Annotated in this window: 13 protein-coding genes; 6 read left to right on the plus strand and 7 right to left on the minus strand. The window is 70.6% G+C overall.

Annotated features, from left to right (window positions below):
* The first annotated feature begins 6 nt into the window (after positions 1-6).
* Positions 7-1,761 (plus strand): succinate dehydrogenase flavoprotein subunit, encoded by a 1,755-nt coding sequence (sdhA, locus tag CPH93_RS12820; RefSeq protein WP_093484798.1) that lies wholly within the window; start codon positions 7-9, stop codon positions 1,759-1,761.
* Positions 1,761-2,534, plus strand: coding sequence for a succinate dehydrogenase iron-sulfur subunit (locus tag CPH93_RS12825; RefSeq protein WP_093484797.1), 774 nt, complete (start codon positions 1,761-1,763; stop codon positions 2,532-2,534). Before sdhA ends, CPH93_RS12825 begins: the two co-directional genes overlap by 1 nt.
* Here the strand turns inward: CPH93_RS12825 and CPH93_RS12830 are convergent.
* A complete protein-coding gene (locus CPH93_RS12830; protein ID WP_231977302.1) occupies positions 2,518-3,339 on the minus strand; it encodes a DUF5937 family protein in 822 nt (273 codons plus the stop codon). The genes CPH93_RS12825 and CPH93_RS12830 overlap by 17 nt on opposite strands.
* Positions 3,340-3,609: 270 nt before the next feature.
* Here CPH93_RS12830 and CPH93_RS12835 point away from each other — a divergent pair, with 270 nt between their 5' ends.
* Genes CPH93_RS12835 through CPH93_RS12845 form a run of 3 tightly spaced genes read left to right on the plus strand, consistent with a single transcriptional unit; the run spans position 3,610 to position 5,294 of the window.
* The gene (locus CPH93_RS12835; protein WP_093484795.1) at positions 3,610-4,023 is read left to right on the plus strand and encodes a hypothetical protein; all 414 of its coding nucleotides are present in this window, start codon (positions 3,610-3,612) and stop codon (positions 4,021-4,023) included.
* The gene (locus tag CPH93_RS12840; protein WP_093484794.1) at positions 4,020-4,466 is read left to right on the plus strand and encodes a thiol-disulfide oxidoreductase DCC family protein; all 447 of its coding nucleotides are present in this window, start codon (positions 4,020-4,022) and stop codon (positions 4,464-4,466) included. The genes CPH93_RS12835 and CPH93_RS12840 overlap by 4 nt, the downstream gene beginning before the upstream one ends.
* A gap of 9 nt (positions 4,467-4,475) precedes the next feature.
* The gene (locus tag CPH93_RS12845) at positions 4,476-5,294 is read left to right on the plus strand and encodes a TetR/AcrR family transcriptional regulator (RefSeq protein ID WP_096212914.1); all 819 of its coding nucleotides are present in this window, start codon (positions 4,476-4,478) and stop codon (positions 5,292-5,294) included.
* Positions 5,295-5,386: 92 nt separating this feature from the next.
* Here CPH93_RS12845 and CPH93_RS12850 read toward each other — a convergent pair whose 3' ends face one another.
* The 6 genes from CPH93_RS12850 to CPH93_RS12875 form a co-directional block, all read right to left on the minus strand.
* On the minus strand, positions 5,387-5,893 hold the full coding sequence (locus tag CPH93_RS12850) for an FBP domain-containing protein (protein WP_096212915.1): 507 nt from the start codon (positions 5,891-5,893) through the stop codon (positions 5,387-5,389).
* Positions 5,894-5,988: 95 nt separating this feature from the next.
* Positions 5,989-7,170 (minus strand): S8 family serine peptidase, encoded by a 1,182-nt coding sequence (locus tag CPH93_RS12855; RefSeq protein ID WP_096212916.1) that lies wholly within the window; start codon positions 7,168-7,170, stop codon positions 5,989-5,991.
* A gap of 111 nt (positions 7,171-7,281) precedes the next feature.
* Positions 7,282-8,685, minus strand: coding sequence for a hypothetical protein (locus tag CPH93_RS12860; RefSeq protein WP_096212917.1), 1,404 nt, complete (start codon positions 8,683-8,685; stop codon positions 7,282-7,284).
* Between the two features lie 55 nt (positions 8,686-8,740).
* On the minus strand, positions 8,741-9,052 hold the full coding sequence (locus tag CPH93_RS12865; protein WP_093484790.1) for a hypothetical protein: 312 nt from the start codon (positions 9,050-9,052) through the stop codon (positions 8,741-8,743).
* Positions 9,053-9,269: 217 nt separating this feature from the next.
* Entirely contained in the window at positions 9,270-10,544 is a 1,275-nt protein-coding gene (locus CPH93_RS12870; RefSeq protein ID WP_096212918.1) for a metallophosphoesterase, read from the minus strand.
* 22 nt (positions 10,545-10,566) lie between these two features.
* Complete coding sequence (locus CPH93_RS12875; protein ID WP_093489064.1) at positions 10,567-10,857, minus strand: SCO4848 family membrane protein; 291 nt, start codon at positions 10,855-10,857, stop codon at positions 10,567-10,569.
* 10 nt (positions 10,858-10,867) lie between these two features.
* On the opposite strand from CPH93_RS12875, the gene CPH93_RS12880 reads away from it, so the two are divergent.
* Entirely contained in the window at positions 10,868-12,301 is a 1,434-nt protein-coding gene (locus CPH93_RS12880; protein WP_096212919.1) for a D-alanyl-D-alanine carboxypeptidase family protein, read from the plus strand.
* Positions 12,302-12,315 lie beyond the last annotated feature (14 nt).

Genomic DNA, 12,315 nt, shown 5'->3' on the forward strand with positions numbered 1-12,315 from the left:
GGAACCATGAAGATCCACAAGTACGACACCGTCATCGTCGGCGCCGGCGGCGCGGGCATGCGCGCGGCCATCGAGTCGACCAAGCGCAGCCGCACCGCGGTCCTGACGAAGCTCTACCCGACCCGCTCCCACACCGGCGCCGCCCAGGGCGGTATGGCCGCCGCCCTCGCGAACGTCGAGGAGGACAACTGGGAGTGGCACACCTTCGACACGATCAAGGGTGGCGACTACCTGGTCGACCAGGACGCCGCCGAGATCCTGGCGAAGGAGGCCATCGACTCGGTCCTCGACCTGGAGAAGATGGGCCTGCCGTTCAACCGCACGCCGGACGGCACGATCGACCAGCGCCGCTTCGGCGGCCACTCCCGTAACCACGGTGAGGCCCCGGTCCGCCGGTCCTGCTACGCCTCGGACCGCACCGGCCACATGATCCTCCAGACGCTGTACCAGAACTGCGTCAAGGAGGGCGTGGAGTTCTTCAACGAGTTCTACGTGCTCGACCTGCTGCTCCAGGACGTCGACGGCGTCAAGAAGTCCGCGGGCGTGGTCGCGTACGAGCTGGCCACCGGCGAGGTGCACGTCTTCCAGGCGAAGTCGATCATCTTCGCGTCCGGCGGCACCGGCAAGTTCTTCAAGGTGACCTCCAACGCGCACACCCTGACCGGTGACGGCCAGGCCGCCGCCTACCGCCGCGGGCTGCCGCTGGAGGACATGGAGTTCTTCCAGTTCCACCCGACGGGCATCTGGCGGATGGGCATCCTGCTGACGGAGGGCGCCCGTGGTGAGGGCGGCATCCTCCGCAACAAGGACGGCGAGCGCTTCATGGAGAAGTACGCGCCCGTCATGAAGGACCTCGCCTCGCGTGACGTCGTCTCGCGCTCCATCTACACGGAGATCCGCGAGGGCCGCGGCTGCGGTCCGGACGGCGACCACGTCTACCTGGACCTGACCCACCTGCCGCCGGAGCAGCTGGACGCCAAGCTCCCGGACATCACCGAGTTCGCGCGGACCTACCTCGGTATCGAGCCGTACACGGACCCGATCCCGATCCAGCCGACCGCGCACTACGCCATGGGCGGCATCCCGACGAACGTCGAGGGTGAGGTGCTGGCCGACAACACCACCGTCGTGCCGGGCCTGTACGCCGCCGGCGAGGTGGCCTGTGTCTCCGTGCACGGCGCCAACCGCCTGGGCACCAACTCGCTGCTGGACATCAACGTCTTCGGCCGCCGGGCCGGCATCGCGGCGGCGGAGTACTCGGCCACCGCCGAGTTCGTCGAGCTCCCCGACGACCCGGCGAAGCAGGTCCTCGACCAGGTCGAGCGGCTGCGCAACTCCACGGGCAGCGAGCGGGTCACCGAGATCCGCAAGGAGCTCCAGGAGTGCATGGACGCCAACGTGATGGTGTTCCGCACCGAGCAGACGATCAAGACCGCGGTCGAGAAGATCGGCGAGCTGCGCGAGCGCTACCTGAACGTGTCCATCCAGGACAAGGGCAAGCGGTTCAACACCGACCTGCTGGAGGCCGTCGAGCTGGGCAACCTGCTCGACCTGGCCGAGGTCATGGCGGTGTCCGCGCTGGCCCGCAAGGAGTCCCGTGGCGGTCACTACCGCGAGGACTTCCCCAACCGCGACGACGTCAACTTCATGCGGCACACCATGGCGTACCGCGAGGTGGGCGCAGACGGCACCGAGTCGATCCGCCTCGACTACAAGCCGGTCGTGCAGACCCGCTACCAGCCGATGGAGCGTAAGTACTGATGAGCACCCCGACTCTCGACAAGCACTCCGCCGCGCTGGATGCGGCCGAGGACGGTGCCTCGCATCTGATCACGGTCACCTTCCGGATCCGCCGGTTCAACCCGGAGATCTCGGAGGACGCCAGCTGGGAGGACTTCCAGCTGGAGATCGACCCGAAGGAGCGCGTCCTGGACGCCCTCCACAAGATCAAGTGGGAGCTGGACGGGTCGCTGACCTTCCGCCGTTCCTGCGCGCACGGCATCTGCGGCTCGGACGCCATGCGGATCAACGGCCGTAACCGCCTCGCCTGCAAGACGCTGATCAAGGACATCAACCCGGAGAAGCCGATCACCGTCGAGGCCATCAAGGGCCTCACGGTGATGAAGGACCTTGTCGTCGACATGGAGCCCTTCTTCCAGGCCTACCGCGATGTGATGCCCTTCCTCATCACGACCGGCAACGAGCCGACCCGTGAGCGCCGGCAGTCCGCCGAGGACCGCGAGCGCTTCGACGACACCACCAAGTGCATCCTGTGCGCCGCCTGCACGTCCTCGTGCCCGGTGTTCTGGAACGACGGCCAGTACTTCGGCCCGGCGGCGATCGTCAACGCGCACCGCTTCATCTTCGACTCGCGCGACGAGGGCGGCGAGCAGCGCCTGGAGATCCTCAACGACAAGGACGGCGTCTGGCGCTGCCGGACGACCTTCAACTGCACGGACGCCTGCCCGCGCGGTATCGAGGTCACCAAGGCCATCCAGGAAGTGAAGCGCGCGCTGATCACCCGCCGCTTCTGATCCCGGCGGCGATCCGGGTTCCGACCCGGCCGCCGAGCAGCGCCGGCACGTCCCGAAGGGCCTCGCCTCCGTACATCCGGAGGCGAGGCCCTTCGGCCTGCCCGTCCGCCTGCGCCGGGTACACGAGCACCGGCGGCAGCGCCTCGTCCACCAGCGCCAGCGGGTGGCCACAGGAGAAGTACGAGGGGACGAGGACCAGGCCCCGTCCCTGGAGGTGCAGCTCCCGCTCCAACGGATAGTCGACCTCCAGCACCGGACGCCGCCAGCGCATCGATGCGCCGAACGTCCGCAGCATCGCCTCCATCCCGGACTGCGCCAGGGCATGCCTGCGCAACTCCCGGTCCGCCCCGACCCGTTGTGCGATCCGCGGCCAGGCCGGCGCCACCGCCAGATGGTGGTACGTCCGCAGGCCGCGCGCGAGCCGCCGCAGCGCGGCCGGCTCCCCCTCGGCGATACCGCGCGCCCACCCCGGCAGCGCCCGGTGCCCGGACAGCCGCGTCAGCTCGGCCCGCAGCCGCTGCCGCGGGGTGCTCATCACGGCCTCCAGACCGGGCTCGACCCCGTACTGGGACGCGAACGGGGTGAGGAAATCGGGGAAGTAGCCGGTCAGCGGGACCAGCGCGAACAGCGTCGGCAGCGGCCCCGGCCCGTGCCGCACGGCGTGCTGCCGCCAGGCCGCCAGCGCCGGCTCGGTCCGGCTGACCCGCAGGCTGTGCAGGCTCAGCGCCGTCTCCCAGAGCGGGTCGGCCCCGTCGGCCACCCGCGTACGCGCCAGATCCTGCGCCGTGAAATGCACTCTGAGCACCTGTCCCCCTGCTTCTGCGGCACTGTCCGAGCGGTGTGGTCACGAGGATCTGTGCGGGGACGGGCAGCCGCAACCGGAACCGGCGGGTAGCCTCCGGGCCGCCGCGCACCTCCGGACGTCCCGCCGTGGCCGAACGCCCGCAGGAGTCGACGGACTTGAGCGGATATCCCTGCGCCGAGAAGCAGTCGCCCGCTCACTTGAACGCGTTCAAAAACAGGTCTACAGTTCCTGCTGAACCTACTTTTTGAACACGTTCAAAGGGGGTGGGGTATGGACCTCACAGTCACCACGTACGTCACGTACCTGGTCATCAGCGTGGGACTCACCGTCTGGGTCGCCCGCACGCTGAGCCGGAACGGACGGGTCTTCCTGGCCGATGTACTCAAGGGCAACGAACAGCTCGCCGAAGCCGTCAACCACCTGCTGGTGGTGGGCTTCTACCTCGTCAACCTCGGCTTTGTGGCGCTGTATCTGAAGGCCGCGGACGCCGTCGCCGACACCCGCCGGCTCGTCGAGGCACTGTCGGTCAAGCTCGGTGTCGTCCTGCTGGTGCTCGGGGCGCTGCACCTGGCCAATGTCTTCGTCCTGAACAAGATCCGCCGGCGCGGGGTGATGGAGCGCGAGCAACTGCCGCCGGTCGCACCGCAGGGCTGGACCGAGACCTCGCCCGCGACAGGGGTGTGAGCGAGGTGGCCGGCCACCCGGCGGACCGGAGCGGCAGCGCCGTCCCGGTCCGCCGGCTCACCGTGCTGTACGACCCCCACTGCCCGCTGTGCACACGGGTGCACGACTGGCTGGTCCGGCAGCGGCAGTTGGTCCCCCTGGAGCTGCTGCCGGTGGCTACCCCCGAGACCCGCGCCCGCTTCCCCGGCCTCGACCACGAGGCCACGCTGCGGGAGATCACCGTGATCGGGGACGGCGGACAGCTCTACACCGGCCACGCGGCCTGGGTGGTGTGCCTATGGGCACTGGCCGCATACCGGCCCATGTCCCATCGGTTCGTCGGCCCGGCGGGCGCCCCGCTGGCCCGCGCCGCCGTCCTCGCCGCCGCGCGCTACCGGGCCAGGACCCGGGACCCGGACGAGAGCCCCGAGGGCCTCGGCGGGTGCACGGCCGGCTCCGGCTAGGGTCGGGGTGTGGACGAAGCAACAACGGACGCGACGGGCGCCGAGGGCGCGGCCGAGGGGACCGGCCCGCAGCGACGCCCCGCGTCGGGCACCAAGAGCGAGCGGACCCGGACGATGATCCTGGAGACGGCCCTGCGCCTCTTCCAGGACCGCGGCTACGACAAGACCACCATGCGGGCCATCGCCCAGGAGGCCGGGGTCTCCGTCGGCAACGCCTACTACTACTTCGCGTCCAAGGAACACCTCGTCCAGGGGTTCTACGACCGTATCGGCGAGCAGCACGCCGAGGCCGTCCGGGACGTGCTGGACCGGGAGAAGGACCTGGGCCGGCGGATCCGCGGCGTCCTGCTCGCCTGGCTGGACGTCGCGGATCCGTATCACGAGTTCGCGACCCAGTTCTTCAAGAACGCCGCGGACCCCGAGAGTCCGCTCAGCCCGTTCTCCGCACAGTCCCAGGGGGCGCGGGAGGCCGCCATCGAGCTCCACCGGCGGACGCTGGCCGGGTCGGACATCAAGTACGCGCCCGAACTCGCCGAGCAGCTGCCGCAGTTGCTGTGGCTGCAGCAGATGGGCATCGTCCTGTACTGGGTGTACGACCGCTCACCGGGCTGCGCCCGCACCCGCGCCCTGGTGGAGCGCAGCGCCCCCCTCGTCGCCCGCGCCGTGGCCGTCTCCCGCTTCCGCGTCGTACGGCCCCTGGTGCGCGAAATATCGTCGGTGCTGGGCGAGTTCCTGCTGTCGGGGCGGGCGGCGAAGCGGGGCGGGGCGAAGGACGGCGGGTCCAAGGACGCCGGGCCCAAGGACGTCGGGCCGGGCACTCGCGCCTGAGGAATCCGCGGACCGGGAGCGCCGGGGGCCGGCGTCCCGGACCTGAAGGTCCTGCGGCAGTGGGGGAGCAACTGCCCGCTCCCCCACTGCCGTCAGCGCTCGCCCTCCAGCACCTTGTCCAGGAAGGCGTCCAGGTTCCGCACGGTACGGGCGATCCGCTCCTCCAGCGGCAGCGTCTCCTCGTGCCGCCCGGCGAGCTGGGACCGCTTGCGTCCGCGGACGTAGAGGGAGCAGGCGAGGTCGGCGCACAGATAGGTGCCGACGGTGTTTCCCTGCCGTCCCAACGGGCCGGCCCGGCGCGCGGCGAGCAGGCTGACACCGGAGCCCGGATGCCCGGTCACACAGACCGAACACACCGTCGTCTTGGTGAAGCTCCGCCGGACGCCCTGCGGCACCCGGAGCGTCACCCCGACGAGCGCGTCGCCCCGCGGCGCGACCAGATAGCTGCGGTCCGGCGCCCCCTGATCACGCCACCCGAGAAAGTCCAGGTCGTCCCAGCGGAGCCCGGCCAGCCCCGGCGGCAGCGGGAGCCTGCTCGCCTCCCCCTTCGAGCAGTTGACGAAGGAGGCACGTATTGCTTTGTCACCTACGGGGTCCATGACCAGGGAAGCTAGCCGGACGGCCGGGGCCGCGTCGCCTGATTTTTTTTCCCGCCGGAGGGGACGGATCCGGCCGCCCGGAGTTGCCGTGCGGGTCAGCCCCAGGCCTGGGGGCGGGGGTTGTTGCGGCGGCGGACGGAGACCACGATGGCGATGATGATGCCGGCGACGACGAGGACGCCGAGGGCGATGCCGCCGTAGAGCATGACGGCCTTTTTGCCGCTCATGGGCGGGTCGGGGTCGAAGCCCTTGCCCGCGGCGTTCTGGGACGCCTTGTCGTCCGGCATCGGCAGCGGGCCCTGTGCCGGGCCCGCCTCGATGTGGCGGCGCAGGGCCGGGCCGGGCTGGATGAAGCCGTAGCCGTAGTGCGCGTCGGGGAGCTTGAGATGCTTGTCCTTCTCGGCCTGCGCGAGTCCGGCGGTCTTCACCAGACGGTTGGCGATCTGGCCGGGAGTGAGGTCCGGGAACTTCTGCTTGACGAGGGCCGCCGCGGCGGAGGCATAAGCGGACGCGGCCGAACTGCCGTCTGCGGACGTGCGGTAGTCGGAATCGCTCTTGCCCATCGCGACCGGAACCTTCACTCCGGGCGCGAGCAGATCCATGTCCGAGTTGTAGTTGTTGGCGTCGGAGGCCTCGCCGTACTGGTCGACCGCGCCGACGCCGATCGCCCCCTTGCAGCCCACCGGGTAGCTCTTCTGGGACCAGCCGTCGTTGCCGACAGCCGCCACGACCACGACGCCCTTCTTCAGGGCGTATTGGATGGATTCGCAGTCGTCACCCGCCAGGTCCCCGCCATAGGACATGTTGATGACGTCCGCGCCGTGGTCCACGGCCCATCGGGTGGCCTGTCCGCTGTTCTTGTACTCCGGGACGGGGAGGATCTTCGCGTCCGGCGCCAGGCCCTTGACGCCCTGGGAGCCGTTCGGGCCGTGTCCGTGCCCCGCGATGATTCCGGCCATGGCGGTGCCGTGGTCCCGGATGTCCTGACCGGCGGAAAGGTGCTTGGCCCCCTCGGCTTCCGTTGCCTTTCCGAAGTCCGGCCCGGGAAGGAACTGCCCCGTCAGGTCCTGATGGGTCTCCCGGAAGCCGCTGTCGAGCACGGCCACCGTCACGCCCTTGCCGGTGGCTTCCTTCCAGAGCTGCTGGGACCCGAACGCCTCCAGCGGCCACAGATCCTTGCGTACTTGATCCGCGGAGGCGGTACCGCTCGCAGCCAGCAGCAGCGCTCCGGCCAGCGCAGCACCCGCCGTCGCGCGCAGTGTTCGGGTGACCCTCATCCTCGCTCCTTCTTGCTGTGCTCCGGGCGGCATTGTCCCGCCTGAGGAAAGGCCCCGCACACTCGGGTGCGGGGCCATGCCTCATTGGCCGCATGCGACGTTATCGTCGGGCTACTCGATGACGCGAGGGGCCACCTGACGTTCGGGGGTCCAGGTCTCCTCGTCCTCGACGAGGTAGTCGGGGCGCTGTCCGCGCTCCTTGTTGTCCCCCTTGCCCTTGCCCTTGGCTCCGGCCGCGCCCGCCATGCCTGCCTGCTTGCCGCCGCGGCTGCGGTGCAGCCCCGAGCCGCCCTGCTTGGCGCCGCCCGCCGGGCCGCCCGGCTTGCCGACCAGACCGCCACGGGTACGCGCCTGCGGGCCACCGCGTCCGGCCGCACCGGCCGCGCCCGCCTTGCCCGCACCGAGGCCGGCGCCCGGCATGCCGCCGCGCATCCCGCCGGCACCGAGGGCACCCGCCGCGCCGATGGCCCCGGACGCGAACGCACCACCGGGGAAGCCACCGCCCGCACCGCCGGGCATGCCGTGAGCGCCGCCCGCCGTGCCGCCACTGATACCGCCGCCGCCGACCGACGGCGGAGTAAGAGTGCCGCCCTGCACGCTGTCCAGCCCGGTCGTCACCGGCACCTCGGGCCGCGCCACGTGGTGCGGGCTGTCGAAGCCCTTCGGGACGGCGTGGCCACCCGCGCCGTTGGGCGCGTCCGAGCCCGACGACGAGTCCTTCGGGTGGGTGCCACCTATCACGGGCATCCGCACCGGAGGCGGCGCCGGGTGGGAGGACGGGGGCTTCGGCCAGTCGTCGCCGGGACCGCCCGGCTCGATCCCGTCGTTGAGCCGCTTGCCCTGCCCGTCGTAATGCGCCGCCAGCTCATCCATCACGATGACCGCCTCGACCTGGCGCTCCTTGCTCAGGGACAGGTTGTCCCGGTTGAGCTCCAGCGCCATGCGGGTGTCCATCTTCGGGTTCTGCATGTCCTGCTTGAACTGGCTGTCGTCGCCGCTGTCGTCCTTGGCCCGGTCCACGAGGCCCGGGTCATGGATCTTGGACATGGTCGCCTTGGCCTCGCGCAGGTTGTGCGCGACGCCGACCTCCGGCCCGGAGGAGCGCGAACCGATCAGCGTGGACTCGACGTTGCGGGAGTGCTGGTAGGTCCGGTCGATCTTCTCCAGGACCTTGCCGGCTTCCCTGCGGAACGCCTGGGCCGCCGAGCCCTCCCAGTGCGCCGTGGCGTGCTCGACGGCGTCCATGAAGGACTTGCGGATACCGCCCTGGCCGTCCTCGCCGCCGAGCCGGTCGGCGGAGGCGCGCCAGTGGTGGCCGGAGGTCTCGATCGCCTCAGGGTTGGCGTTGGCGATCATCGCGCGGAGTGCGTCGATGCCGTGGTGATGGAAGTCGGACGGCGAACGGGGGGTCAGGTGCTGACCCTTGAACGACTTGAGCCGCTCCTCCCGCTCGTGGTTCTTGCGCTGTTGCTCCATCGCCTTGGCGTTGTCGTACTCCTGCTTGGCGTCAACCATGCAGGCCCCCCTTCATTTCCAGCTCCGTCTCTCGTCCGTGCATCCCGCGGGCCGCTCAGCCGTTCATCGACGTCTTGGTCTCGTGCTCCTGGTCCTCGTACGCGCCCCGGCTGGCTTCCGTCTTCTCGCCGAACCGGTGGATGAGGTCCTGGAGGGCATTGATGACCTGCGACATGTACTCCTGCATGCCGTCATGGGCCTTGGCGAGTTTTCCGGCCTCAAGGAAATCGACGCCGAATGCCGACGCCGGGATCGTCGTGCTGTATTTCACCTTCTGGCTGGGTTCATCCATATCGGCCCGAAGGCGCCGGAGCTGGCGTACCACGCCGTCCAGTTCGTCGAGGTCGACCTTGAACCGCTCGCTCATTACCGCTCTCCCCGTTCCCCGCTCGTCCTGCTCGCACCGCCCGCAAAGCCGTCACGCCAAGGACAATATGAAGTCAATAAATACTAGGGAGTTGGCCCCTACTACTGCAAGATCGAATGTCGGGATCTGTCCGGATTGGCGCAGGATGAGGCCGTAGTTTGTAGAGGGGTTGTTACCTTCTTGGCGCAACCGATGCGTTCGCTGATCACCTTGGCGATCAGGCCCGCAGCGAGGCGAGTTCGACCACCGTGACGTCCGGCGGCGCCCCCAGCCGCACCGGCGGCCCCCAGGCGCCCGCGCCGCGGGTGACGTAGAGCTGGGTGTCGCCGTAGCGCTGCAGCCCGGCGACGGTGGGGTTGGTGGCCGCGGCGACGTACGTGAAGGGCCACATCTGGCCGCCGTGGGTGTGGCCGGAGAGCTGGAGGTCCACGCCGAACCGGACGGTGTCGTGGATGGTCACCGGCTGGTGGGCCATCAGCACGACGGCGCGGGCCGGGTCCCGGCCGCTGAGCGCCCGGTCGTAGTCCGGGCCGGCCTGTTCGGTCTGGCCGGTGAGGTCGTTGACGCCGGCGAGGTCGAAGCCGGGGAGCGCGGTCCGCGCGTTCTCCAGCGGATGGATGCCCAACTCGCTTACGTGGTCGACCCATTGCTCGGCGCCCGAGTAGTACTCGTGGTTTCCGGTGACAAAGAACGCGCCGTGCCGGGAGTGCAGCTCGCGCAGCGGTTCGGCGGCCGGGCCGAGGTCGGCGACGCTGCCGTCGACCAGGTCGCCGACGATGGCCACCAGGTCGGGGGAGGTGCTGTTGACGGCCTCGACGACGCGCCGGGTGTGGGCGCGGCCGAGGATCGGGCCGAGGTGGATGTCGCTGACGACGGCGATCCGGAAGCCGTGGGCGGCGCGCGGCAGTTTGGCCAGCGGGATCGTCACGCGCTTCACCATCGGGCCGCGCAGGGTCGTCGCGGTGCCGTATCCGACGGCGGCCGTGGCGGCCAGGGAGGCGCCGGCGGCGACCGCCCGGGCGAGGAAGAGCCGGCGGGGCGGGGTGGCGGGCGGCGGCAGGGCGGGGGTGCCGGGCGGGAGGAGGGTGGGGGCCGCGGAAGGCGAAGGGGGCGCGGGGCCGGGAGGGCCGGCGGGCGGTGCGGGGGCGGTGGCCGGCGGGTCGGGTTCCGCGGCCTTGCGGCGACGGAGGGCCCACAGCCCCGCCGCCCGGACGAGCTCGCCCGCCAGCAGCGCCAGTGTGAGATAGAGCACCATGGCCAGCCATAGGTAGCCGGGCCAGGCCAGGGTCTGCTTGACGGGGAAGGGAAGGCCGGCCGGGCCGGACAGCACGGCGCCGAGGGCGATCAGCGGGAGGGCGAAGGCGGCGGCGGTGCCCACGCTGCGGGGCCGGCTGCCGGGTTTCGTGGTGTCACGGACCAGCCGGCACCACAGATAGCGGTGCACGCCGAAGAACAGTCCGAGGACCGGGACCACGATCAGCGCGAAGATCACGGCGGCTCCCCGTTCCCGTCGGTCAGGAGGCGGACGAGGAAGGAGAGACGGGCTGGTCAGCGGTGCGGTCGGCGGCCTCGCGGCGCAGTGCGCGGACTCCGCGGAACCCGATCACACCAATCACCGTCCCCAAGAGAAAGGACGCCACCGCGAGCAGCAGATGGACCCAGAAGTAGGCGGTCGGGTCACCCGCGTCGTCGAAGGCGAGACCGCTCCCGTCCTTCCAGAGGTTTTTGACGAAAGTGATCCAGATGAACCAGCTCCACACCCCGAAGGCGAGCAGGAACCAGGACACGGGGCGAGAGAGCTTCATAGATCCCAGTATGGGCAGCGGCTCCATCCGGCGGGCGACAGGGGCACTCTTCCGTGGGGTGCTGTCGGCGTCACGGGAAAAGCCGGGTACGTTCACCGACGTGCCGACGACCTCCTGTGCCTCCACGGCTTCCCCCGATCCGACCGACCTGACCGCTTCGGCCGCGCCGACTGCCTCGGCCGTTCCGTCCGCCACCGCCGGGCACGCGGCGCGTCCGGGCTTCCGCCTGCGTACCGCCGCCGCGCTGGCCGTCTCCGGGCTGGTGGCCTCGCCGCTGCTGGCCGGCACCGCGTACGCCGATCCCAAGGCTCCCGCGCCGCCGGCGAAGATGTCGCAGATCGGCGGGGACCGGCTGGGTGCACCCGGCGTCCAGGTGGCGCCGAAGCCCGGTGCCCCGAAGCTGCCGGGGCCGGACGCGCTGACGGCCCGGTCCTGGATCGTGTCCGACGCGGAGACCGGCAAGGTGCTGGCCGCCAAGAACCCGCACTGGCGGCTCGCGCCGGCCAGCACGCTGAAGATGCTGTTCGCCGACACCGTGCTCCCGAAGTTCCCGAAGAACCAGAAGCACACGGTCAAGCCCGCCGACCTGGCGGGCATGGGCATCGGCAGCAGCCTGGTGGGGATAAAGGAGAACCTGAGCTACACGGTCCATGACCTGTGGCTGGGGGTCTTCCTGCGGTCCGGCAACGACGCGGTGCACACGCTGTCGGCGATGAACGGCGGGACGAAGACCACCGTCGCCCAGATGCAGCAGCGGGCGAAGGAGCTGAACGCCACCGATACGCATGTGGTGACGCCGGACGGCTATGACGCGCCGGGCCAGGTCTCCAGCGCGTACGACCTGAGCCTGTTCGCCCGGGCGGGACTGCAGAACGCCGACTTCCGCGAGTACTGCTCGACGGCCAGTGCCCAGTTCCCCGGGGACAAGGGCAAGGACGGCAAGCGCGCCTCGTTCGGCATCCAGAACACCAACCGGCTGCTCAGCGGCGACTTCGACATGAAGCCGTACCCGGGCATCGCGGGGGTGAAGAACGGCTCGACCACCAACGCCGGCTCCACCTTCACCGGGGTCGCCCAGCGCGGTGACCGCAAGCTGCTGGTCACGGTCATGCACCCGGAGAAGCGGGAGCACAACGAGGGCTACCGGGAGGCCGCCAAGCTGCTCGACTGGGGCTTCGCGGCGGCCGACAAGGTGGAACCGGTCGGCCGGCTCGTCGGCCCCCGCAGCGAGGACGACGGCACGGGCGCCGTGGGCCCCAAGGACAAGAAGGGCGCGCACGACAACACCCAGGCCGCGCTGGACAACTCCGGCGGTTCGGGCGGCGCCTGGACCGCGGTGGGCGTCGCCGGCGGGACCCTGGCGCTGCTGGGCGCGGTGGCGTACGCCGTGCACCGCCGCCGTCCGCTGCCGGAGCGGGTACGGGGGCGCCGGGCCGGGAAGTGAGCGGCGGCGGGTAG

It is taken from the genome of Streptomyces sp. 2323.1, from assembly GCF_900221035.1.
GTDB lineage: Bacteria > Actinomycetota > Actinomycetes > Streptomycetales > Streptomycetaceae > Streptomyces > Streptomyces sioyaensis.

Coding starts and splice junctions, on each gene's coding strand:
- sdhA (WP_093484798.1), top strand. CDS start 7: ATGAAGATCCACAAGTACGACACCGTCATCGTCGGCGCCGGCGGCGCG.
- CPH93_RS12825 (WP_093484797.1), top strand. CDS start 1,761: ATGAGCACCCCGACTCTCGACAAGCACTCCGCCGCGCTGGATGCGGCC.
- CPH93_RS12835 (WP_093484795.1), top strand. CDS start 3,610: ATGGACCTCACAGTCACCACGTACGTCACGTACCTGGTCATCAGCGTG.
- CPH93_RS12850 (WP_096212915.1), bottom strand. CDS start 5,893: ATGGACCCCGTAGGTGACAAAGCAATACGTGCCTCCTTCGTCAACTGC.
- CPH93_RS12855 (WP_096212916.1), bottom strand. CDS start 7,170: ATGAGGGTCACCCGAACACTGCGCGCGACGGCGGGTGCTGCGCTGGCC.
- CPH93_RS12860 (WP_096212917.1), bottom strand. CDS start 8,685: ATGGTTGACGCCAAGCAGGAGTACGACAACGCCAAGGCGATGGAGCAA.
- CPH93_RS12865 (WP_093484790.1), bottom strand. CDS start 9,052: ATGAGCGAGCGGTTCAAGGTCGACCTCGACGAACTGGACGGCGTGGTA.
- CPH93_RS12875 (WP_093489064.1), bottom strand. CDS start 10,857: ATGAAGCTCTCTCGCCCCGTGTCCTGGTTCCTGCTCGCCTTCGGGGTG.
- CPH93_RS12880 (WP_096212919.1), top strand. CDS start 10,868: ATGGGCAGCGGCTCCATCCGGCGGGCGACAGGGGCACTCTTCCGTGGG.